Annotated in this window: 20 protein-coding genes; 10 read left to right on the forward strand and 10 right to left on the reverse strand. The window is 58.6% G+C overall.

The window, feature by feature from the left end; translation table 11 throughout:
- Positions 1-213 precede the first annotated feature (213 nt).
- Together GA0061100_RS18985 and GA0061100_RS18990 are read right to left on the reverse strand one after the other, a co-directional pair.
- On the reverse strand, positions 214-1416 hold the full coding sequence (locus GA0061100_RS18985) for an amidohydrolase family protein (protein WP_075854256.1): 1203 nt from the start codon (positions 1414-1416) through the stop codon (positions 214-216).
- A gap of 61 nt (positions 1417-1477) precedes the next feature.
- Positions 1478-2191 carry a GntR family transcriptional regulator gene (locus GA0061100_RS18990; protein ID WP_075854257.1) on the reverse strand — a complete coding sequence of 238 codons (714 nt, stop codon included), beginning with the start codon at positions 2189-2191 and terminating at the stop codon, positions 1478-1480.
- A 267-nt stretch (positions 2192-2458) separates the two neighbouring features.
- Here GA0061100_RS18990 and GA0061100_RS18995 point away from each other — a divergent pair, with 267 nt between their 5' ends.
- From GA0061100_RS18995 to GA0061100_RS19020, 6 genes are all read left to right on the forward strand, one after another.
- A complete protein-coding gene (locus GA0061100_RS18995) occupies positions 2459-3547 on the forward strand; it encodes an ABC transporter ATP-binding protein (protein ID WP_075854258.1) in 1089 nt (362 codons plus the stop codon).
- A 31-nt stretch (positions 3548-3578) separates the two neighbouring features.
- Positions 3579-4877: an ABC transporter substrate-binding protein gene (locus GA0061100_RS19000; protein ID WP_075854259.1), complete on the forward strand. Its 1299-nt coding sequence runs from the start codon at positions 3579-3581 to the stop codon at positions 4875-4877.
- Between the two features lie 68 nt (positions 4878-4945).
- Positions 4946-5857: an ABC transporter permease gene (locus tag GA0061100_RS19005; RefSeq protein WP_075854260.1), complete on the forward strand. Its 912-nt coding sequence runs from the start codon at positions 4946-4948 to the stop codon at positions 5855-5857.
- 1 nt (position 5858) lies between these two features.
- Positions 5859-6680, forward strand: coding sequence for an ABC transporter permease (locus GA0061100_RS19010; RefSeq protein ID WP_075854261.1), 822 nt, complete (start codon positions 5859-5861; stop codon positions 6678-6680).
- A 4-nt stretch (positions 6681-6684) separates the two neighbouring features.
- Entirely contained in the window at positions 6685-7428 is a 744-nt protein-coding gene (locus tag GA0061100_RS19015) for an aspartate/glutamate racemase family protein (protein ID WP_075854262.1), read from the forward strand.
- Positions 7429-7536: 108 nt separating this feature from the next.
- Complete coding sequence (locus GA0061100_RS19020) at positions 7537-8823, forward strand: DUF763 domain-containing protein (RefSeq protein WP_075854263.1); 1287 nt, start codon at positions 7537-7539, stop codon at positions 8821-8823.
- 48 nt (positions 8824-8871) lie between these two features.
- On the opposite strand, the gene GA0061100_RS19025 is transcribed toward GA0061100_RS19020, so the two are convergent.
- Complete coding sequence (locus GA0061100_RS19025; RefSeq protein ID WP_075854264.1) at positions 8872-11208, reverse strand: glucose/quinate/shikimate family membrane-bound PQQ-dependent dehydrogenase; 2337 nt, start codon at positions 11206-11208, stop codon at positions 8872-8874.
- A gap of 356 nt (positions 11209-11564) precedes the next feature.
- Between GA0061100_RS19025 and GA0061100_RS19030 the strand changes: the two genes are divergently transcribed.
- A complete protein-coding gene (locus tag GA0061100_RS19030; protein ID WP_075854265.1) occupies positions 11565-11753 on the forward strand; it encodes a hypothetical protein in 189 nt (62 codons plus the stop codon).
- Positions 11754-11776: 23 nt separating this feature from the next.
- Here the strand turns inward: GA0061100_RS19030 and GA0061100_RS19035 are convergent, their stop codons facing one another.
- The 3 genes from GA0061100_RS19035 to GA0061100_RS19045 form a co-directional block, all read right to left on the reverse strand.
- Complete coding sequence (locus tag GA0061100_RS19035; RefSeq protein WP_075854266.1) at positions 11777-12505, reverse strand: esterase family protein; 729 nt, start codon at positions 12503-12505, stop codon at positions 11777-11779.
- Positions 12502-13461, reverse strand: coding sequence for an acetylxylan esterase (locus tag GA0061100_RS19040; RefSeq protein WP_075854267.1), 960 nt, complete (start codon positions 13459-13461; stop codon positions 12502-12504). Before GA0061100_RS19040 ends, GA0061100_RS19035 begins: the two co-directional genes overlap by 4 nt.
- Positions 13462-13544: 83 nt before the next feature.
- The gene (locus GA0061100_RS19045; protein WP_244557880.1) at positions 13545-14213 is read right to left on the reverse strand and encodes a GNAT family N-acetyltransferase; all 669 of its coding nucleotides are present in this window, start codon (positions 14211-14213) and stop codon (positions 13545-13547) included.
- A gap of 173 nt (positions 14214-14386) precedes the next feature.
- On the opposite strand from GA0061100_RS19045, the gene GA0061100_RS19050 reads away from it, so the two are divergent.
- The 3 genes from GA0061100_RS19050 to GA0061100_RS19060 all read left to right on the forward strand — a co-directional run bounded on the left by GA0061100_RS19050 (position 14387) and on the right by GA0061100_RS19060 (position 17111).
- The gene (locus tag GA0061100_RS19050) at positions 14387-14602 is read left to right on the forward strand and encodes a hypothetical protein (RefSeq protein WP_083961387.1); all 216 of its coding nucleotides are present in this window, start codon (positions 14387-14389) and stop codon (positions 14600-14602) included.
- A 141-nt stretch (positions 14603-14743) separates the two neighbouring features.
- Positions 14744-14938: a hypothetical protein gene (locus GA0061100_RS19055; protein ID WP_143525462.1), complete on the forward strand. Its 195-nt coding sequence runs from the start codon at positions 14744-14746 to the stop codon at positions 14936-14938.
- Positions 14939-15365: 427 nt separating this feature from the next.
- Positions 15366-17111, forward strand: coding sequence for a GGDEF domain-containing protein (locus tag GA0061100_RS19060; protein ID WP_143525463.1), 1746 nt, complete (start codon positions 15366-15368; stop codon positions 17109-17111).
- Between the two features lie 51 nt (positions 17112-17162).
- On the opposite strand, the gene GA0061100_RS19065 is transcribed toward GA0061100_RS19060, so the two are convergent.
- From GA0061100_RS19065 to GA0061100_RS19080, 4 genes are read right to left on the reverse strand one after another with little or no spacing between them, the layout of a single operon-like run.
- On the reverse strand, positions 17163-18125 hold the full coding sequence (locus tag GA0061100_RS19065; RefSeq protein ID WP_075854271.1) for a Csu type fimbrial protein: 963 nt from the start codon (positions 18123-18125) through the stop codon (positions 17163-17165).
- Between the two features lie 15 nt (positions 18126-18140).
- Positions 18141-20504, reverse strand: a complete 2364-nt coding sequence (locus tag GA0061100_RS19070; RefSeq protein ID WP_143525464.1) for a fimbria/pilus outer membrane usher protein — start codon at positions 20502-20504, stop codon at positions 18141-18143.
- Positions 20505-20526: 22 nt separating this feature from the next.
- Positions 20527-21246: a fimbrial biogenesis chaperone gene (locus GA0061100_RS19075; protein WP_075854272.1), complete on the reverse strand. Its 720-nt coding sequence runs from the start codon at positions 21244-21246 to the stop codon at positions 20527-20529.
- A gap of 25 nt (positions 21247-21271) precedes the next feature.
- Positions 21272-21769 (reverse strand): Csu type fimbrial protein, encoded by a 498-nt coding sequence (locus tag GA0061100_RS19080; protein WP_075854273.1) that lies wholly within the window; start codon positions 21767-21769, stop codon positions 21272-21274.
- Positions 21770-22105: the final 336 nt, after the last annotated feature.

A 22105-nucleotide genomic window follows, 5' to 3' on the forward strand; every position in this document is an offset into this window, starting at 1 on the left:
CCTGGTCGCCGGACCTCGCAGATATTGAAAACCTCGGATACCCACATGCGGCTGCTTCGCGCCTTCATCAATTGGATTTGTCGCAAGCGACGGTCGGAACAAGAAACGATCCAACACTCCGCCGATGACCCATGGGTCCTGCAGCAGATCGAGAAATTCGAGCGAGAGTTGAAACGATAGCCGATCGTTGGCTCTTAAGCCCCGCGTGCTTGATCAGCGCCGCAGGACGACGCCATCTGTGGCAATGAGCTTGCCCGCCTTGTAGACCGCGCGTCCTTTCGGCACCGCAACGACCGCCTCGGGAACATGCTCTGCCTTCAAGGTAACGAAATCGGCTTTTGCACCGATCTGCAGGCCGTAACCCTCCAGGCGCAAAGCTCTGGCGCCGCTCTCCGTCACGACATCGAAGGCGGTCTTCAATTCGTCGTCTGTATAGAAGCCCGACCGATAGCCGATCATCATCGCGCGGCCCAGCATGTCACCATCGCCATATGGCCACCAGGAATCGCGAATATTGTCGCTGCCGCTGAAGACGGTGACGCCGGCGGCACGAAGCAGGGCGACCGGCGGGAAGGGGTGGGCGCCCGGAGCATTGGTCATGATGGAGACGCCGCTTTCGGCGATGAGTGCTGCAGCGCGTGTTACCGCCTCGGTCGAAAGATCGCCAAGTCCATAGGCGTGGCTGATCGTAACGTGCCCACCCATGGAGAGACCACGCGCGCGGGCGCAGATCTGCTCGATGGTGAAGAGACCGAGCGTACCGCCTTCATGAAGGTGGATATCGACGTCGACGCCATGCTTCTCGGCCACTCCGAAAACAACGTCGAGGTGCTTTTCAATATCCCGGTCGAAGCTCGCCGGATCGAGCCCTCCGACAAGATCGGCTCCCATGGCGATCGCCTCGTCCAGAAGCTCGGGCGTGCCGGCGCTCTTCAGGATGCCACTTTGCGGAAAAGCGACGAGCTGAATGTCGATCAGGCCGCGATATTCCTCGCGCACGGCAAGAATGGTCTCGAGCGATTTCAGCCCAACGGAGCCGTCCACCATGACATGGCTGCGCATATGCGTGCTGCCATTGGCGATGCAGAGGTCGAGCTGGTTTCTGGCTCTTTCGTCCATCGGTGCAGCCTGTGCCATATTCTGTGCCTGGAAGGCCACGCGTTCATGGACATCGAAGCCATTGGTGCACGGCTTATGCGGTATCCACGCGTCTCCATAGAAGCTGGTGTCGAGATGAATGTGTCCTTCGACGAAGCCAGACACCACAAGAACACCTTCGAGGTCTATTACCTCAGAGGCTGTGGCCGGCGCTTTGGTTTCTTCGATCGAGACGATGCGGCCATCCGTGACGCCGATATCCTTGATCGAGCCATCGACGAGCTTGGCCCGGGTAAAGAGGGTTTCGATCGTGCTCAATTTTTTCTCCTTGAATCAATGGCCATTGATCCGAGCGGGAGCCGCCTAGATGGCGGATGTCTCAATGCTCGAATGCTTCTTTCAGGCCGAAGCTCTTGCGCTCCCGCAGGTCGAGATCGGCCTCGATATGCGCGATATGATGGAGCATCAGGTGACAGGCCGTGTCGACGTCCTTCTGCTCCAGCGCGGTGATGATATCGCCGTGCTCGGAATGGCCGCAACTGGAGGCACTTGATTGTCCGTAGAGTGCGATTACCAGTGACGAGCGGGCGACGAGCTCTTCCATGAAGCGCTGCATGATGAGATTGCCTGATATCGACGCCAGCATCAGATGGAAGTCACCCGAAGCCTTGATTTCGGCGCGACGCGCAGATTGACCGCGTTCACCCATCAAGCGACCCTCCTCGACGAGGAGGTGTCGGAGATGCTTGAGCTGAGCCGCGGTGATATGTTCGGCAGCCGATTTCAGTATGCCCGGCTCGACCAGACGACGCGCAGCGAATATCTGCCGGGCTTCCTCGGGCGATGGATAGGCGACGAAAGCGCCGCGGTTTTTCTCGACGCTGACAAGCCCCTCATAAGAAAGAGCCTGCAGGGCGGCGCGCGCCAAGGTTCGGCTGACATTGAACAGGCCGCCAACATCGCTTTCGGACAGTTTCGTGCCCGGCGCAAGCCGGCGCTCGACGATCGCGTCGCGAATGGCATCGCGGATCTGTTGCGCACCGCTGTCGGTAGAGTCGCTAGGCGTCAAAAGCCCATCTGCTGAAGGATTCATAATCGTTTGCCTGAATAATTGGCCGCGATGATAGCCCGGTTTCGCGCCGAAGTTAAACGAAATCTGATGCAAAGAATGGATTAAAGTGTATACAATAATTTGCATAAATCGAGCACAATAGCCTATTTCCTGTGCAAATTCACAATTGCTATTCAGGAGGCAAAATTTCTCACCTGCTGGAAAATATAGGAATTCCAGCTGGTTAGTGCGCCGCAGCAAAACTGGCATGAATGATGCAGTGTCTTTCCCAAACCAAAGGGGAAGATGATGTCGAAAGCGGCAGAGATCGATATAGTGTCCGTTTCGAAGGTCTACGGCACAACTACGGCTGTCCATGCGATCAGCCTGAAGATACCGGCAGGCTCCTATTGCTGCTTTCTCGGTCCTTCCGGCTGCGGCAAGACTTCGACACTGCGCATGATCGCGGGCCACGAAGGCATTTCCTCCGGCGACATCAGGCTTGGAAATACCGTCGTCACCGACTTCCCGCCCGCCAGGCGCGGCACGGCGATGATGTTCCAGTCCTATGCGCTGTTTCCTCATCTCGATCTCATCGACAATGTCGCCTTCAGCTTGAAGATGAAGGGTGTCGACAAGGACGAGCGTCGCGCCAAGGCGCTTGAGATGCTGAAGCTGATGCAGATGGAGGCCTATGCAACCCGACGCCCGGCCCAGCTTTCAGGTGGCCAGCAGCAGCGCGTGGCGCTTGCCCGTGCGTTGATCACCGATCCGGAAGCGCTGCTGCTCGACGAGCCGCTATCGGCGCTCGATCCCTTCCTGAAAATCCGCATGCGCGCCGAGCTGAAGAAGCTGCAGAAGTCGCTCGGCATCACTTTCGTCCACGTCACGCACAGCCAGGAAGAGGCGATGGCGCTCGCCGATATCATGGTCATCATGAATGACGGCCGGATTGAGCAGGCAGGTTCGCCGCGAGAGGTTTTTGAACGCCCTGAGACAGCCTTTGTCGCCCGCTTCATGGGCGATCATAATGTGTTGTCTGGCCGGGTCACGTCGAGCGAGGGCGGCGTGATCACCACGACCGTGCCGGAAGGACAGGGTTTCTCGGTGAAGGGATCAGGACGCCAGGTTGGAGACCCCGTTGATATCGCCATCCGCACCGACCGCGTCCGGCTTTCACAGCCGACGGACAAGGGCCTCGGCTTCAACGGTGTGGTTTCCAACATCGAATATCGCGGCGCGACGCTGAAGATCACCGTCATAGGTGCCGGCAGCGACGATTTCACCGTGATCGCAAGTAACGACGATGACGCCGCCAGATCTATGGCAGTCGGCGACACCGTCTCGCTGAGCTGGGCTCAGGAGGATGCAATCCTTCTTGGCCGTATGTCCGCATGAAAATCTCAAGCATCAAAAAAGGGGAACTGACATGACGAATGAAACAAAGACTACCAAGGCGACAAAGGGCATTTCCCGCCGATCGCTGCTGAAGGGTGGAGCTGCTGCCGCCGGCGCCGTTGTCGGCTCCGGTCTTATCACCGGCTTTCCGACCGTCTGGGCGCAATCCAAAATCACGCTGCGCCAGTTCGGTACGGGCGTTTCGAACATCAACGCGATCGCAGAGAAGTGCAAGGCCGATCTCGGCATCACGCTCGAGATGACCGCGACCGATTCCGATGCCGCCGCGCAGCGAGCCGTGACGCAGCCGAACAGCTACGACATCGCCGACATCGAATACTGGATCGCCAAGAAGGTGTTCCCGGCCGGTGTGCTGCAGCCGATGGACGTCAAGAAGCTCAAATATTACGACAAGATCGTGCCGCTCTTCATCAATGGCAAGCTGAAGCCCGACAGCGTCATTGCCCAGGGCACGGCACCGCACACGGTCGGCTTCGTCGAAGGTCAAGGTTCCAAGAAGTTCGCCAAGGAGCCGACGCAGTGGATGACGATGGTTCCGACCATCTACAATGCCGACACGCTCGGCATTCGCCCTGATCTTACCGGACGTCCGATCAACAGCTGGGCCGATATTCTCGATCCGGCCTTCAAGGGCAAGACCGCCATCCTCAACATCCCGTCGATCGGCATCATGGATGCCGCGATGATCATGGAAGCCGCCGGCAAGATCAAATATGCCGACAAGGGCAACATGACGAAGGCGGAAATCGACAAGACGATCGAGTTCCTGATCAAGACCAAGGGTGAGGGCCAGTTCCGCGCCTTCTGGAAGTCCTTCGACGAAAGCGTCAACCTGATGGCGTCGGGCGAAGTGGTCATCCAGTCCATGTGGTCGCCGGCGGTTGCCGCCGTCCGCTCGAAGGGTATTGCCTGCACCTTCCAGCCGCTCAAGGAAGGCTATCGCGCCTGGGGCGGCGGCCTCGGCCTTGCCTCGCATCTGAAGGGTGCCGAGCTCGACGCTGCCTACGAGTACATCAACTGGTACACCTCCGGCTGGGTCGGCGGTTACCTTAACCGCCAGGGTTACTATTCCGCCTGCATGGAAACGGCCAAGCAGTTCATGTCGGCCGACGAATGGGGCTACTGGATCGAGGGCAAGCCGGCGCAGGGCGATATCCTTTCTCCGGAAGGCAAGGTCATGGAGAAGGCCGGCGCCGTTCGCGACGGCGGTTCCTTCGAAGCCCGCATGGGTGCGGTTGCCTGCTGGAATTCGGTCATGGACGAGGACCGCTACATGGTCCGTCGCTGGAACGAATTCATCGCCGCCTGATCCGGCATTCCTTCATTGCCTCTCCCTGCCGTTGCGGGGGGAGGCGTCGCAAAACGGAGAACCGAACCATGGCGACGATCGCTTCCTCGGATGAAGCAGAGGCAACTCGGGAAAACCGGCGGGGATTTGGCGTGCCGGCCTGGGCAGTCGCCTATCTGCAGGCCACGCCGCTGTTTCTCATCCTCGGCTTCTTCTTCTTGTTGCCGATTGCCATGATTGGCATCGTCAGCTTCTGGGATTATGATTTCGCCAACATCTATCCGGCCTTCCTGACCACCAACTATACCGATACGCTCGGTTCATGGGTGACGTGGAAGACCTATCTCAATACGCTGAAATTCACCGCCATTGTCTGGATGCTGACGCTGTTCATCGGCTTCTGGGTCGCTTATTTCCTCGCCTTTCACATCAGGCGTACGTCGACGCAGATGATCCTTTTCCTCGTCTGCACCGTGCCGTTCATGACCTCGAACATCATCCGCATGATCTCGTGGATTCCGGTGCTCGGTCGCAACGGGCTGGTCAATTCCGCGCTGATCGACATGGGACTGATCCCGCAGCCGATCGAATGGTTGCTCTATTCGGACTTTGCCGTCGTGCTCGCCATGGTGCACCTCTACACGCTCTTCATGGTGACGCCGATCTTCAACACGCTGATGCGCATCGACCGCTCGCTGTTTGAGGCAGCGCGTGACGCCGGCGCCAGCGGCTGGCAAGTGCTGTGGAATGTGGTCATTCCGCTTGCCAAGCCCGGAATGGCGATCGGCAGCATCTTCGTCGTCACGCTGGTCATGGCGGATTTTTCCACTGTGCAGGTCATGTCCGGCGGCCAGAGTGCTTCCATCGCGTTGATGATGAAGAACCAGATGTCGCTGCTGCAATATCCGGCTGCCGCCGCCAATGCAGTGGTGTTGCTGATCGTCGTACTGCTGATGGTCGCCGCCATCCTGCGCATCGTCGATATCCGCAAGGAGCTTTGAGATGAACCGCGAAAGGCGTAGCCCGGAATTCTATGTTCTGGCGATCTTCTTCACGATTTTCGTGCTGTTCCTCTATGGACCGCTCTCGGCAGTCGTCATCCTGTCCTTCCAGGGGCCGGACGGCGGCCTGACCTTCCCGCTGAATGGCGTCTCGCTGCATTGGTTCGCAAACCTCTTCGAGAAACAGGCGGTCGGCGATTTCGGTGCTTCGTTCCAACGGTCCCTGATCCTTGGGCTGATGGTCATGATCGTGACCGTCGTCGTCTCGCTGTTGGCAGGCCTTGCCTTTCGCCGCCGCTTTCGCGGATCGACATTCCTGTTCTATGCGACGGTTGCCAGCCTCGTCGTCCCATCCATTATCATTTCGCTCGGGATCGGCGTCGTCTTCCAGCAGGGTGGCATTGCGCCTGCTTGGTATTCCTCGGCTTTCGGCGCGCATCTGACCTGGACCTTGCCCTTCGGCGTGCTGATCATGTTTGCGGTCTTCAACCGGTTTTCGCCGGCCTATGAGGAGGCAGCACGCGATCTCGGTGCCAACTCATGGCAGACCTTTCGCCATGTTGTGCTGCCGATGATCGCGCCGAGCCTGATCGGCGTCGGCCTGTTCGGCTTCACGCTCTCCTATGACGAGTTCGCCCGTACCCTGATGACGTCAGGCACCTACAATACCCTGCCGCTCGAAATCTACGGCATGACGACGAATGTCACCACGCCGGTGCTTTATGCTCTGGGAACAGTGACGACGCTCTTTTCCTTCACCATCATCCTCCTGGCGCTTGCAGTCATGACCATGCTCGGCCGCCGCCAAGCCAAGAAAAGCTGAGATCATGCGCCTGTTGCTCATCAATCCCAATACCACCGCTTCCATGACAGAGAAGGCGGCGGTCGCCGCGCGTGCCGTGGCAAGCCCCGGCACGGAGATCATCGCCGCCACCTCGCAGATGGGGCCGGCTTCGATTGAGGGCTATTACGACGGAGCAATAGCGGTGCCCGGCATGCTGCGAGAACTGAAAGAAAGACAGGCTGGCGGCTATGATGCGGCGATCATCTGCTGCTTTGACGATACCGGCCTGGAAGCCGCGCGCATGTTTTGCGATGTGCCCGTTGTCGGGCTCTGTGAATCCGCCGTGGCGACGGCCGGTTTCCTGGCGCAGCGCTTTAGTGTGGTGACGACGCTCGAACGCTCCCGCATCCTGATCGACAACCTCGTCCGGCGCTATGGCATGGGTAGCCGGGCCAAGGTTCGCGCGTCCGATATCCCTGTCCTCGAGCTTGAGGATTCATCGTCGGGCGCAATCGGAAAACTGCGGGCGGAAATCGAACGTGCGCTTGCCGAAGACGGAGCGGAAGCCATCGTACTCGGCTGTGCCGGCATGACGGATCTCGCAAGAGAGCTGCAATCGATCTACGGCGTCCCGGTCGTGGATGGCGTCGCGGCAGCGGTCAAACAGGCCGAAGCTTTGGTGTCACTGGGGCTATCCACCAGCAAGCGTAGCTCCTACGCTTCGCCATTGCCCAAGTCTTTTTCAGGTGCGATGCAGGATTTCGTGCCGACGCGACTTTTGGCCTAGCCTCATCACAATCCATTATTTACGCCTCGACGGCTCGCTCGGCCTCTCGGATGGCGCATCGCGGCGGCGGGGACTACAATGTCTCCGTAAAAAACGAGAGTCGCGGATTTGGCACAAAGAGCTGGCAAAGCTGACCTTCCCCTGCATGGCGGCCGCGTACCGCGCTGGCTCGGAGATCGAATGACGCGCCTGGGCGCCGTTATCACCGAGGCGATCGTGCAGCATTATGGGCGCGACGAGCTGTTTCGCCGACTGGCCAATCCCTTCTGGTTCCAGTCCTTCGGCGCCGTCATAGGCATGGATTGGCATTCCTCGGGGATCACGACAAGCGTGCTTGGCGCATTGAAGCGCGGCCTGACGCCGCTTTCCGGCGAACTCGGCATTCATGTCTGCGGCGGCCGCGGCGCGCAATCCCGAAAGACGCCAGGCGAACTGCTTGATATCGGCGATCGTGTCGGCATCGACGGCGCATCCCTTGCCATGAAAAGCCGGCTGATCGCGAAGGTGGATAGCGCCGCGGTGCAGGATGGTTTCGATCTCTATCTACACGGCTTCATCGTTGCCGATGACGGCAAGTGGGTCGTCATCCAACAGGGTATGAACGATGAACGGCGGCAGGCGCGGCGATATCACTGGCTATCGGAGGGTTTGACGAGCTTCCTGGATTCGCCGCATGCAGCCATCGAAGGACGCGAACAAGGCGAGATCGTCAATCTCGCCGATCGGCGCGCAGAACGCTCTCGCAACGGTCAGCTGGATTTGCTCGCCTCATTGGGCCCAGACAAAATCATTCGCGAATTCAGCGTACTGGAAGGACAAGTTCCAGTTATCAGTAAACAAGAGGCGCAGCCGATGCTGCCATACCTCATCATGCCAGCACATCATGCTGTGCGCCAGGAAGACGTGAACATGCGGCGCCTGCATGGCAATCTTGCCGCGGCTGCCGATCGCGGCCCGGTGGATTTCGAGGAGCTGCTTCTGACGCCTGGCGTCGGAGCGCGCACGGTAAAGGCTCTGGCGATGGTCGCCGAAGTCGTTCACGGCGCACCTTGCCGGTTCTCCGATCCCGCGCGCTTTTCCCTCGCACATGGCGGCAAGGACCGACATCCTTTTCCGGTGCCGCTGAAGGTCTATGACGAGACGATCAACGTGATGAAATCGGCCGTCAGGAAGGGGCGTCTCGGGCGCGACGAGGAGCTGTCGGCGCTGAAGCGGCTGGATGACCAATCGAGAGTGCTGGAACGATACGTCACTGGCCCAGATCTCAAGGAGATCGTTGCCGGTGAATTCGACAGGTCATTCTCTTATGGCGGTCGCAGCGTCTTCGGCTGGGAACCTCCCGCCGTCTCCGAGGACGACAGCGCACAGGGCGACCTCCGTTCTTCGAAGAGTTGAGCCGAGGCTTGACGGAGCGCCGCGGCTGCCCGCCGCTCCATCCGTGGTTTATGGCAGCGTATAGCCGATCACATAGTCGCCCGGCTTCGTGCCAACGGAGCCGTGACCGCCTGCGATCATGACGACATACTGCTTGTTGTCGCTGGCGGTATAGGTCATTGGCGTTGCCTGACCACCTGCGGGTAGACGCGCCTGCCAGAGCTGCTTACCGGACGTTACGTCATAGGCTCGCAGATAATCGTCCACAGCCGCGCCCAGGAAAGCAACGCCGCCCTTGGTGACGATCGGCCCGCCGATGCCTGGAACGCCGACCTTGATCGGTAGCGGCAATGGCGTCATGTCGTAGATCGTGCCGTTCTTATGCTTATAGGCGATCTTGCCGGTCTTCAGATCGACACCGGCGACATAGCCCCAGGGTGGTGCCTGGCATGGGATGCCGAGAGGGCTGACGAACGGACCCATATAGACGCCGTAAGGCGAGCCCTCGTTTCGGTTCAGACCCTGTTCGCTGCCCTTGTCGCCGGCTCCCTTTGGCGGAATCTCGGCGCGCGGCACCAATCGCGAAGTGAAAGCCAGATAGGTCGGCATGCCGAACATGATCTGCCGCTCTGGATCGACAGCGACGCTACCCCAGTTGAAAGTGCCGAAATTGCCGGGAAAGATGATCGAGCCGCGCAACGAGGGCGGGGTATAGCGACCCTCATACTGATGCTGATGGAAGGCAATCCGGCAGGCGAGCTGATCGAACAGCGAGACGCCCCACATGTCCTTTTCCTGGAGCGGCGGCGGCGAAAAGGTCAGGTCAGAGATCGGCTGCGTCGGTGAGGCATGATCCTCGGGAATGGTGCCCCCGGGGGCAGGGATCTCCTTGAAGGGAATGATCGGCGCGCCGGTGCGGCGATCGAGCACGTAGATGTCGCCCTGCTTGGTCGAGGCGACCAGCGCGGGGACCGCGCCGCCGTCGGCCTTTGTCAGATCGACGAGCACGGGCTGGGCTGGCACATCCATATCCCAGAGATCATGATGAACGAATTGCTGCACCCATTTGAGCTGCCCGGTGTTGATATCGAGCGCGACCACCGAGGAGGAGAAGCGCTCGACATTGGCACTGCGCCCCATGCCGAGCTGATCGGGTGTCTGGTTGCCAAGCGGAACATAGACCATGCCGAGCGTCTCGTCGGCGCTGGAAACCGACCAGCTATTCGGTGAGTTGGTCGTGTAGGTCTGCCCGGCCGGTATTGGCGCTGTCTGGTCCGGATTGCCGGAATCCCAGTTCCAGATCAACGCGCCGGTGCGGGCATCGAAAGCTCGGATGACGCCGGACTGTTCCTGGGTCGAGTAATTGTCGTTGACCGCACCGCCGATGATGATCTTGTCGGCGACGATGACGGGCGGCGATGTCGAATAATAATAGCCGGCCGGATTGTATTTCATGCCGGCTTCGAGACGCAGCACGCCTTGGTCGGCAAAGCTCGGGCACACCTTGCCATTGACGGCATCAAGCGCGATCAGCCTCGCATCCGAAGTCGGCAAGTAGACACGATCGGCGCAGGGCGCGCCGGCGGCGACTGCCTTGTCGTGATAATAGGAAACACCGCGGCAAGTCTGGTGCTGGCGGTTGGGATTCATCCCGGCATTGGCGTCGTAGCGCCATTTTTCCTTGCCGTCCGTCGCACCGATGGCGATCGCCAGACTATGGGGCGTGCAGATAAATAGCGTGTCGCCGATCTTCAGCGGCGTGACCTGATAGGTCGTCTCGCCAATGTCGTCTGGCCGCTTCACATCGCCGGTCTGGTATCGCCATACTTCCTTGAGGTTCTCTACATTCTGCGTATTGATCTGATCGAGGGGTGAATAACGTTGGCCGAAGGAGGTTCTGCCATATTGATGCCATTCACCATCAGGCACATCGCCACCCATCGGAGCGTTCGCAGCCATTGTCGTCGGTAGATCGCCGGAGAGATCGTGTGAATCTGTCGTCATCGAATAGACGGCAACGAGGATGGCGATGATCAAGGGGACCGCAAGCGGCCAGGGATTGGCTCCGTAGTGAACGCCGTCCAGACTGCGAAAGCCCAGCGGGCGGCGGATCCATGGTGTCAGTAGCCAGAGACCGATCAGAATGATCAGGCCTCCGCGTGGACCGAGCTGCCACCAGTCGAAACCGACCTCCCATATCGCCCATCCAAGCGCTGCCAGCACCAAAATCGCGTAGAGCCAGAGCGCGGTCGGCTTGCGCATATAAAGCAGGATCGCCGTTAGGAGAAAGGCGATGCCGGCCAGAAGATAGAAGGGACTTCCGCCCAGCAGCACAAGCCAAAGGCCGCCGCCGCCGAGCGCCAGACTGATGAGTACGAGGATGATCGATGTGATGACGATGGCCATGATCTGCTCCAGTCTATCCGCCGATTGGACAGTAATTGATCGAAGGCATGCGAACCCGGCCGAGATCCTTTCGAACCTCAACGCAGAGCTTAGGTCTAAATCGATATCAGTTGCTTCGCCTGCAACGAGAAGAGCCGCGCCGAGGGTGATTTGGATCGATACATCAAGCCCCCCAATCAAATCAGAGATTGAACGTCAGGATTGCAAGAATGTTCCAATCCGGCCAGTCATTCAAGTTCGATGCCGCGGAGCCCGATTTGATTAACGGACGTAGTTAATTTTTTAACAATTTTTCGGAATACTAATGGAACAGATATTGGAATCAAGGGTTTCCGTGCAGAGCCGGAGGACTAGAAATGAATATGAAGATCGTTACCGCCCAGTCGGAAGTCGAAACGGACGACACCGGAACCTATCCGGATGGCATGCTGGAGCGTATTCTGGTCGAGTTTTCCGCAAGCTCTGAACGGCAGCATCGCAAATCTCACGAGCGCGATTACGGCGCACGCAAGGCGCTTCGGCCGATACCCGCCGGGCTGGCTTGAAGGGCCGAAACTCACTTTTTTCGTTAGATGTAGAGCGGCGCCATCCGACGCCACGCACCTGCGCGATGGGCGCGCCCATCCCATACATGTAGCCGATGATCGATCCGTTTGTCGGCGAGTAGCTGACTAAGATGGCGATTATTGTCGAAGAAGGGATCGGCGTCTCCGATCGTCATCACGATGTCGATCTGGCGCAACCTGTCCAAACGCCATTCGCAGGCGAGTCCCGGCAAAAAATGTGTCGGGGTGTGAAAGTAGATATCGTCGTCATAGTAGCCGTCGAACAGATCCGTGAAGGACTCGACCTCCATCGTCAGATCGTAGCGGCCGGAAAAGGCGACCAGCTTGCGGAAAAGGTGAGGGTGGCGGAAGACCAGGCTTGCAGCCTGGAAGGCACCGAGACTGCAGCCGTGAACGATGGTGCACTCGTGCCCGTTCTTCTGCGCCATCAGCGGCAGGACTTCGTTGAGAATATATTCCTCGAAAGCATTATGCCTGCGTATGCGCTCGGCGGGATGACGATGGGAACCATAGAAGGTTTCGCCCCCCAGTCCCTCGATGCAGTAGAGCTGGAGCTGTCCGGCATTCAGCTTGTCCGCGAGGCTGGCGACGAGGCCGATCTGCTCATACTCCCAGAAACGGCCGTCGCGCGTGGGAAACACCAATACTTTGGCGCCGGCATGACCGAATACCAGCAGCTCCATGTCTCGATGCAGCCGAGGGCTGTACCAGCATAGGTATTCGCGGTTCATAGCGCCTTGAAGAATTGCCCGACTTTCTCTCGCAGAATTGCGTTCTGCTGTTCGCTGCCAATATAATCGAAGTGGCCGGCATCCAGGATGAAGGTTTCGTTAAATTTCTGCAGCGCATTTGCGACAGAGAACTGGCAGGGCGGCGCAACGGCGGGATCGAAAAGGGCGGGTGCGACGAGCATCGGCACAGTGATGCGCCGCGCTGCGATCGCAGCATCGAAGAACCGCAATGTCTCCAGAACGCTGCCGTGTTTTTCCTGATAGGCCTGAACCGATTGGGCACTGCCGACGGTCGGCAGTGTCAACCATAGCTGCCGATGACCGAAAGTCGGGACGATGAGGTGGCCGCGCCTGATCCGCGCATCGAAAGGAATGGCAAGCGCGCCGATGCCTCCGCCGAAACTGATGCCGCTATAGCCGATATGGCCAGCAAGCCAGGGATAGAGGGTCTCCAAGGTCGAGACGGCAAGCCAGATGTCTTCGACGCAGCCGCCGATGATATAGGTATCGCGGCTTTCGATGCCGCAAAGAACGTGGCCGGATGCGTCCGAGGGGATTTTCGCGCTGGCGCTGAGAGAGAGCCCGCGGCAGCAGGGAAACAGGACGGCCGTCTCCTCTAGCGGCAGATCAAATTCCGGCTGGTCTCGTCCGCCATATCCGTGTCCAACCACCAGGCCGCGCCGCACCTGTCCGTTGCGGGGGATGAGCAGCCAGCCGTTAATCTGAAATGACCCTGTCGACATGTAGCTGATATCGAAGACCTGCCAGTTGTCGTGACGCTGCTTGCTGTGGCGAAGCTTGGGTTGCGGATCAATGGCCAGGGCCGCCCTGTAGCGCTGCTGCCAGAAATCGTCGAAGCCCGCCGGGGCTTCCGGCGTCTCTATCGCCTGCAACTGCGCAAGCTGCATGCCATAGGTCGGATCGAAGTTGAAGGGATGGGATGTCGGTATGCTCATGACAAGTTTTTCGCGTGAAAGCTCAGGTAAGGCAAGAACCAACATCGCCTGTCCGCAGGCCCTCGTCGCAGCTTAGTCCCTATTCATTCATGAATTTCTCGTTTGGGACGATCGATGCGGTAGAGCACGTGCGGCCGCAGAATATTGCCTGGCGGCACGGTGATATCATCGAAATCGCCATCACCAACGTGGATCATGCCGATCTTCTCCATCGCACGGCGGGAGGGGGTGTTGATCGCTGAGGTATAACCGATCAGGCAGTCAGCATGAAGCTCCTGCCAGGCGAAGTCCAGGCAGCGTCGGCTGATTTCCGCCGCATAGCCCTGCCGCCAGTAGGCACGTCCCAGAATCCAACCGATCTCCAATGGAAAATCGCCCGGAACCTCCGGCCCAGGACGTGAAAGGCCCGCACCGCCAATCAGCGCGCCATCGGCTTTCCGCTCGACGGCCAGAAAGCCGAAACCTTCCCTGGCCAACTGTCCGTTGGCTTCATCGATCAATTCATCCGTCTCAGCCGCCGTGAGCAGGCTCGGATAATAATATTGCCGGACCTGCGCATCCGCGTTTATGGCGGCAAAAGGAGTACGATCACCATCCTGCCAGGGCCTGAGAACGAGCCGGGAGGTTTCCAGAATAAGCATCGTGCTCCTTGGGATAACGGATTGATTTCGATGGTGCGCGGACACGCAATCCTTGTAGAGGTCGGCAGGCTGCGCCGCATCTGCATCCACGAATTCATCACGAAAGTCCATCGTTACCGGCTGATATTCATCCTCTGTGAATCCTGCCGCACCGCAGAAAAGATGACGCAAATAGACAGGGTTTGTTGCGAACGGCTGTCGCTTCCTTACCTTCGTTGGGGTATAGTGGAGCTATGAACAGGGTCCTAACGATACTTGCGGGAATTTCGATTGCAGGCTCCGCAATGGCAGGGCAAAGTCAAATCGCTCAAAGCACCTACAAGGCTCAGGATTGTTCCAGTGCGGTGGATCAGGTTCTGTCGACGACGAAGGGACGTCTCCTATCCGTCAAACCACGCGAGAATCGTTGTATCGTGACTGTGATCGTTCCGCATGGCGAGCAACGGCCGGAAAAGGTCGTCGTTCGTGTCGATTATAGCAATGCCGATAACGGCCAGTAACTGCAGGCGGTGAAAGGGACCGCGAGAGAAATGGGTGAAGTTATCCAGTTTCGACCCGCGACGAGATACGGCAAGCATCCTGATGCGCAAGCGCGCATGGAAAGGGAGTTGCAGCTTCCCTTTGCAACGGCGGATCAACCCATGCGAAAGCTCGTCCGCGCAAATCCGCCGGATGCGTTGCCCGTTGCCAAATCGAAAATTGGACTTCCGATTAGCGGTATCGTCATCGTAGTCGGCTCCATCCTGGTCTATGCGCTGGTGATATCCCATGTCGTCGGCCAGCCGCATTATTCGGCTCGCGCCAACCTGATGCCTTCGATTTTCCTGCAAAACTAGATTTGCCCGGCAAGAACCGCATGGTGAAGCAGGCCCGCCTTGATGCGTCGGTGTAACTTGAGCTCTCAAGAATAGATCCGCTTTCGAGCAATACGATACGCATCGCCAACTCATTTTCGGCACTATTCTTTTCTATCGCATGCGCGGAACATGATGCCGGCAACCAGCCGCAATATAAAGCCGCAGCTCAACATGGGCAAAACTGCCATCCCGCAAGCGGCAGACGCAAAATACGGAAGACGGTCATATCAGGCCGACTGTTTCCGATAGGCGGACTTAAAGAATATGAGAAAGATTTAAGCCTGTTCGTTAAGTGAAGATTCCATCAAATCTGATGTAATCCACAATAGACGATAATTTTGGAGAGCATTTTTTGTCGCGGCTTAAAATTCAACAGCTGCAATGGATCGGTGCAGTAGCTGTTATCATGGTTTGCTTGATGATGGCCGGCTCGACGATTGCCTTCAGCCTGTCGGATTACATCAACTACAAGCGCGGCGTTATGGAATTCGGCCGCTTTCATACGGCGCTGCATGCGGCCGCGACGATATCGAGAGAGCGCGGTCCCGCCAACAGTCTCATGGGCGCTTCGGAGGGCGAGCAAGCACAATTCGCCGCCGCCTTGAAAGCAAGCCGCGAAGCAACCGACAAGGATATCGCCAAGCTCGAAGCGCTCTTTAAAACGGAAATAGATCAGTCCGCGGAAATGCGCAGCGCGTTCATGGCGCTTAAGGCTCAGTTGGAGAGCGGCCGTCAGGCGGTCGATGCGGTGGCCGCCCTGTCGCGCGGCGAGCGCAACGGCGCAAAGATCGCAGACGCCATACAGGCGATGTTCCGTGCAGCGGACCGTGCCCAGGACTACCGGGATGTCGCCGGCCGATCGATCATTGCACTGGCGCCCGAGACGGGCGCCGAAGTCATGCTGACCTCGATGGCCGGAACACTTAGGGAGCGCGCCGGAAGGCTGGGCTCCTATGTCGTCATGATGCTGGCCTCGCAGGGGCAGGCCCGTTCCCACTATAGGGCTGCGTTCGATAGCGAATTGAATCGGCTTTTCGAAGTGAATGCGCTGCTGAAAACCTATGCGCCCGTTACATTGCAATCCCAGGCCGTCGCAAGACTGTTGGACCAGGTGACTATAAGCTACTTTGCCGGAGCGCTGCCTTACGCTCAGCGTGTCGCCTTTGATCTGAACGCGAGCGATACGCTCACGCCGGGCGAGTTCACAGCGAAATATGTGCCTGGAATGAAATCGACCGAGAACCTGCGCGAACTTATCGAAACCGCGGCATTGAACTCCCTTGACGAAGTACAGCAGAAATCTCTGAGAGCCATGCTGATTTCCGCGCTGCTTGCCGGCATGGCGATATCGGTCATGATTGCGTTGGCCTATGTGCTCCGGCGTTCACTCTTCCGGCCGATGTTTGCCGTCATGCGGCAGATCGACGAGATTGCCGTCGGCAATCTCACAACGCCAGCGCCGATACCTTACGCCGGACGTGAAATGCGAGAGCTGTTTCTGCGTCTTGACCTTCTGCGCGAACAGCAGCGTTTCAAGCGGCGCCTGGAAATGGAGCGCAAATCAATGACGGAGGAGCTCAGACGCCTCTCACAGACGGATGCGCTCACCGGCCTCCTCAATCGGCGCGCGCTGGAGGATGCGGTGGAAGAGCTGCTTGCAGACCCGAAAACGAGCTCCCGAGGCTTCGCAATCATCATGCTCGATATCGACCATTTCAAATCGATCAACGATCGGTACGGTCACGCTGTCGGCGACTTGGTGCTGCAAAGAACGGCACAGATTCTAGGCCCGTGTCTGCGTGCCGCCGATCTATTTGCCCGCTATGGCGGTGAGGAATTCATCGTCGTGATGGGCGACGTTACCGAGGCGTCGGCACGCTCCATGGCGGAGCGATTGCGGCAAACCTTGGCACAAGCCATTGTCAGCGATGAGCACGGCCTGAAGGTGACGGCGAGCTTCGGCGTCGACTGGCAGGCGCAATGCGTGTTCGAAAATTGGGAAAAGCTGGCCGTCGTCGCAGACAACCGGCTCTATCAGGCCAAGCGCAACGGACGCAATTTGGTCTGCTCGTCCGATAATGCGACCGGACAGACGGCAATTTCCGCCTCGAGGCGCGGCCCGAACAGCCCGGGCGGCGCAAACGCCGCCTAAGAAACGGATACCCCATAGCGCCGAGATCGAACCGATCCAATCGGGACAAAATCAATAGGTAAGCGTGACCACTACCGTATCGGTATAGATGCCAGGAGACGGCGTGGTCTGCGGCGGTACCCGGCCATAGACCGTCAAAAGCTGAGCGGTACCTGTCCCGCTTCCGGCAACGGTGCTGCCCGGCGTATTGGCATCGCCCCAGGGCTGCGACCGGGCTGTATCCTTATAGAGACCGTAGGTCACCGTCTCCGAGCCCTTCGTCATCTTTCGCGCTGTCGGTGCGGCACTCGTTGTGCCGCCATTCAGGGAGATCGTGTAGGTCGTGCCCGGCGTGCAGGTTGCCGTGACGGAACCGGTGGCATCGGCATTCGTGCTCAATACGCCCTGTGTCCCGAAATCGATGTTCTGGACGCTGACGAGGCAATTGGCAGCAACGCTTGCATTGACGCTGAACGACGCGGTTCCGATCGTTCCGGAGGGGGCAGTACAGGTAGTTGCGCTGCTGTAGCTATAGTAGAAGGAAGTGTAGGTCGATGTGAAGCTGGACGTATAGGACCCCGGCACTGCCGTCGGTGGAGTTCCGAGAGCGGCTCCATAGACCGTCATGCTGCCGGTTGCCCCGATCAGTGAGCCATTCAGCAACGCCATTGTCAGCGCGTAGACCGGTGCGCGGGACGGATAGGACCAGCTGCTCGATCCCCACACTACGCTCCGGCCGTTGTCGGAATAAAGCTGATAGTTCAAAGGACTGGTTCCGTTCAACATCTGGCGGGCCGCGGCTGAAGATGCTCCACCACTGCCGGCGCCGATATCGGGACAAATCAGGAGCCGCTTGCCCAGGTCCAGGAGTCCTCCGGAACAACTTACACTTATCGTCGATGTCGTATTGACTGGGGTGCCCGATAACGTGTCGACCGCGCCAAAGTTCATGTTGGTTGCGGAGAAGCTGCAGCTTTGCGCCGCACACAGCGAAGGCAACAGCAGTGTGAGCAAAAGAGCGAGTGAACGCAGCATCTTTTCAATCCCCCTTCAACGGCATCTGACGTCGTCTATGACAACCTGTTCGCCCCGCTGCGGCTTGTAGGCGAATTCGGCGTTGCACTTCGTTCCGTCTTCGAATGACACGTCGATCGCGTTCCTTGCACGCAGTCCGCGAATGTAGGCCTGACCGTCATAGCCGATGACGAAATCCTCGCTCGATCCTCGCAAAGTACCGCTTAGCCCGGCACGCAACGGCACCCCGTTCTTGTCCCTGATCGTAATGAGGGCGGCTTGCGGTGCCTCGGACACACCGAACTTGACGACGACGCCGCTGCGATCTGCCGGCACGACGATTTCCTTCGTTGCCGGCACGTCGGCATCGACGGGCAGGTTCTTGGGATCGATGGACACGGTATTCGGTTCATAGGAATTGAGATTGGGTACCAGGATGCGGCCGCTCGAATTGGTCTTGCCGGCGGGTCTGTTCTGCTGCTGAACCTCGACACCGGGAGCGCCGACATCGACGACGGCAAACGCATCGTCGATCCGGTTGGTGGCAAAGACACCGCCGCCCGCGACAGCAATGGCACCATCGACCCGAGCCGTAGCGCTGGTCTGATGATCCTGCTGTTGAAGGCCCGCCTCGACCTGTGCGAAGGGAGCGCGATAGCTGATTGCCGCCTCGCGATTGGTGTCTTCGCCTTCGGACGTACGCAGGCGCCAGCCAAAGCTGCCATCCTCCTGCTGCATCGACTTGGAAATGTCGGCAACGACGCCGAGGCCGTTGGGGCCGCCTTGCACGCCTGTATTGGCCGTGATGTTGCCGCCGAAAGGAATGGACAGACCGGCAAAGAACCCGAAATTGCTTCTGTCGTCGAGATCGGTGAAGGCGCTCGCATAGACTGTCGCGCGCGAGAAGGTCTGACTGTAGGAAAGACCGGCGATCTTGCTCCTGGTTCCGTCGGCGCTTTCGAGGTTGGTATAGGAGAGATTGAGGCTGGAAAGATCGAGTGGCGTTGGCACGCTCAGCGTGACTTGATCGATAGCTCGCGGCACACCGGCGCTGAGAATACTGACATCCCCGGCAACGCTGGTTGTCGGCCGCGCGGAAACCGAGGCAATGTCGTCATAATCGCCGAAAGTCCGCTGTACGCGGGCATAAAGAGCCCATCTGTCGTAACTGAGCTCAAATGCGGCATTCACCAGCGCGCCGGAACGCGACCCGCTTTTGCTTGCTGCGCCCGCTATTGACGCTACTCCGAATGAGCTGACCGGAAAGGCGGCTCCCGCGCCACCATTCAGAAGATCGGCGCCTCCCTCGAAATGACCTTCTAGCGTCAGCCAATCGGTCAGGCCGTACCTTGCGGTGGCGGCACCCATGATACGTCCGTCATAGTCACTGGAATCCGTTCCGAAATTCAGACGCGGAGTGCCGAGTTCGGCGGAAAAGTCCAACAGGCCTCGGCGCAGAAGCCAATTGGAGGAATAGAAGGGCAAGGTCTGCGTGGTTTCCCGCCCGAGGCTGTCACGCAGCACGACTGTCGCTTGCCCGCCGCCCGAAAAGACCGGAAGGTTAGTCACTTCGAAGGGGCCGGCGGGGACGTCGCTGGAATAGGTGCGAACGTTCTGGGTGTAGATATCGAGTGTCGAAGGGACGGCGGCCGTCCCGGCAAATGAGGGTAGTGGTTCGGTCACCAGGTCCGAGCGCAGCGCGAAATTGCGCTGGAACTGAATGCCGCCGAAATAGACCGGCCGTGTCCATGACAGGCCGCCGGTCGTCAAGTCGCCCGCGCGATAGGTAACAAGGCTCTTGGGGTCGGAGTAGCTCCACGTCGTGTTGAGGCGGGTTATGCCATCCAGGCTGCCTTCGGAATATCCGGCGAGGAAGGATTGGCTGAGCGTGCCGTAGGGGCTGAAGAGGCGGGCATCGAAAGATCCGGATATTCCCTGAAACAGGTTCGAATTGCCTTGGAAGAGACCGTTTGAACTCGCGTAGAGAGAATAGTTCAAGACGGCGCCATAGCCGGCCTGGGGTGCGGGGATCGCATTTTCCTGTTGCTGCCTGACATTGATGACGCGAGGTGAGCGTCCCTTGTCCGTCGTCTGGACATAGAGGCGCTGTGTCTCATCGTCGACCTGATATGACAGGCCGGGCAAGGCGCTGAGTTCGACCAGCTCGTCGGCTGCGGCACCAGCTGGTGGCTTAATGCCGACTTCGCGCAGCTCTTCCGCGGTTGCCGCGAGCGAGCCGTTCGGACGCTGTTTGAAATTGCCTATCATCTTCATCGACGCATTGTTGATGAATACTTCGAGGTAGACGTCCAGCGTGGCCGCCGGCTGGCCCGCCGTGACAGTATTCGCCGGCAGATCGGGCACTTCCTGAGCACGCAGCACCGGGACCGAGAAAAGCATGCATATGAAAACGGCGCCGGCACTACCGTTGATTAACGGCGACTTTAGCATCGAACGGCCCAAGATCGCTCTGGCCATGGAGTGTTACAGCGCCGCCGGAAAGGGACCTCGCCGCCCCCATCGGCCACTGCATCGTCGCGCCCGCAAGCACGTATCCGACCAGCCCGTTACGGCTGCCAACCTTCGTTGCCCCTTGCGCCAGGGTTACGTTCGACAGACGGAAGCGGCTGCCGCCATTGTTCTTGCCGGTGAGAGAGAGGCTGTTACCCTGTCGTTTGAGGCTCCAGACAATATCAGCGGGCTTTACATCAGGCCGCTTGAAGAAGACGGGAATGGACTGGCGCATGATGAGGGTGACGGTGCCAGCACGCGCGCGGGCAGGATCCGGCAGCTCGTCGACGATGACGCGATAGGTCTCTTCCTCCTTGACGGGAGCCTTGCTCGTGCGAACCACTCTGACCACATACTGAGCATTAGGGTTCATCCTCGTCGCGGGCGGGCTGGCAACGACATCCCGGGTCGGTTCCAGTGTTTCTATGCCACCCGCCTGGCTCCACTTGAAGATGCGAATCTGGACGTTGATCGGATGATCTCCGTCATTGGCCAGATTCAAGACCGTGGCCGCCGACGGCGCTACGAGTTCGAGACTTGTGGGTGCCACTCGCAGGGATGCTGCATTCATGTCGTAAGCACCGAGCAACAAAAGCATAGTCGCGGCAATGCATGGCAACATGCGTTGCATGACGGCCTCCTGGATCTGTGAGTTTTCAGTAGGTGACGGTAACCGCCACGGTATCGGTGTAGACGCCCGCAGCCGGGGTGGTCTGTGGGGGTACCCGGCCATAGACATTTATGTTCTGGACCGCACCATTGCCTGTGCCCGAGACAGTATCGGTGCCTATGGTCGTGCCCCAGGTCTGCGTTCGGTTGGCATCGCTATAGATCGCATAATTGATCGTCGCACTTGCCGGGCCTGTCATGACACGGACAGCTGTTGTCGCGCCGGCGCCAGCGCCGGCACTCAGGCCGACATTGTAGGTCTGGCCGGATGTGCATTGCACACCGATAGTGGTTGCCTGGTCGATATTGCTGGTGATGACACCGTTGGTGCCAAAGTTGAGAGTATTGGCACTCTGGACGAGACACGTTGCCTGGATGGTAATGGTAACCGTCATATTGGCAGTTGCAGTGGCAGCCATCGCGGACGATGCTGCCATGGTCATTGCGATACCAATAAGGGTGGCGCCGCAGAGCATTCTCAGCATTCACATTCCCCCTCGCATGCGCTTCAGAAATATCAGAATATAATAAAATAAGCACATATATGCTTCGCTGGCAATCAGGCGGGAAACCGGCAGGGCAGGTGCGACAGTATCGAAAGAATACCGCCAAAGTAGAGTTTTGATTTATTTAGCGAATACCCATAGATAATAAATATTTTTGAAAAACATGGTTAATAATGTCCGATGCAATTCACCTGCCGCCAGGATAGATATGGGGAGAATACAAGATTCAATTTAAGCGAATCAGCGTTTTTGAAGCCGCCATTTGCACGGCATGATTCGCCGCTTTTGTCATATAGCAGCGGCGGAAACGTCAAT

The organism is Martinezella hainanensis, from assembly GCF_900094555.1.
Classification (GTDB): Bacteria; Pseudomonadota; Alphaproteobacteria; order Rhizobiales; family Rhizobiaceae; genus Rhizobium; species Rhizobium hainanense.

Bases quoted from the DNA above. Each gene is read 5' to 3' on its own strand.
- GA0061100_RS18990 (WP_075854257.1), bottom strand. From the start codon at position 2,191: ATGAATCCTTCAGCAGATGGGCTTTTGACGCCTAGCGACTCTACCGAC.
- GA0061100_RS18995 (WP_075854258.1), top strand. From the start codon at position 2,459: ATGTCGAAAGCGGCAGAGATCGATATAGTGTCCGTTTCGAAGGTCTAC.
- GA0061100_RS19000 (WP_075854259.1), top strand. From the start codon at position 3,579: ATGACGAATGAAACAAAGACTACCAAGGCGACAAAGGGCATTTCCCGC.
- GA0061100_RS19005 (WP_075854260.1), top strand. From the start codon at position 4,946: ATGGCGACGATCGCTTCCTCGGATGAAGCAGAGGCAACTCGGGAAAAC.
- GA0061100_RS19010 (WP_075854261.1), top strand. From the start codon at position 5,859: ATGAACCGCGAAAGGCGTAGCCCGGAATTCTATGTTCTGGCGATCTTC.
- GA0061100_RS19015 (WP_075854262.1), top strand. From the start codon at position 6,685: ATGCGCCTGTTGCTCATCAATCCCAATACCACCGCTTCCATGACAGAG.
- GA0061100_RS19025 (WP_075854264.1), bottom strand. From the start codon at position 11,208: ATGGCCATCGTCATCACATCGATCATCCTCGTACTCATCAGTCTGGCG.
- GA0061100_RS19030 (WP_075854265.1), top strand. From the start codon at position 11,565: ATGAATATGAAGATCGTTACCGCCCAGTCGGAAGTCGAAACGGACGAC.
- GA0061100_RS19035 (WP_075854266.1), bottom strand. From the start codon at position 12,505: ATGAACCGCGAATACCTATGCTGGTACAGCCCTCGGCTGCATCGAGAC.
- GA0061100_RS19040 (WP_075854267.1), bottom strand. From the start codon at position 13,461: ATGAGCATACCGACATCCCATCCCTTCAACTTCGATCCGACCTATGGC.
- GA0061100_RS19045 (WP_244557880.1), bottom strand. From the start codon at position 14,213: ATGGACTTTCGTGATGAATTCGTGGATGCAGATGCGGCGCAGCCTGCC.
- GA0061100_RS19050 (WP_083961387.1), top strand. From the start codon at position 14,387: ATGGCAGGGCAAAGTCAAATCGCTCAAAGCACCTACAAGGCTCAGGAT.
- GA0061100_RS19055 (WP_143525462.1), top strand. From the start codon at position 14,744: ATGCGAAAGCTCGTCCGCGCAAATCCGCCGGATGCGTTGCCCGTTGCC.
- GA0061100_RS19060 (WP_143525463.1), top strand. From the start codon at position 15,366: ATGGTTTGCTTGATGATGGCCGGCTCGACGATTGCCTTCAGCCTGTCG.
- GA0061100_RS19065 (WP_075854271.1), bottom strand. From the start codon at position 18,125: ATGCTGCGTTCACTCGCTCTTTTGCTCACACTGCTGTTGCCTTCGCTG.
- GA0061100_RS19070 (WP_143525464.1), bottom strand. From the start codon at position 20,504: ATGCTTTTCTCGGTCCCGGTGCTGCGTGCTCAGGAAGTGCCCGATCTG.
- GA0061100_RS19075 (WP_075854272.1), bottom strand. From the start codon at position 21,246: ATGCAACGCATGTTGCCATGCATTGCCGCGACTATGCTTTTGTTGCTC.
- GA0061100_RS19080 (WP_075854273.1), bottom strand. From the start codon at position 21,769: ATGCTGAGAATGCTCTGCGGCGCCACCCTTATTGGTATCGCAATGACC.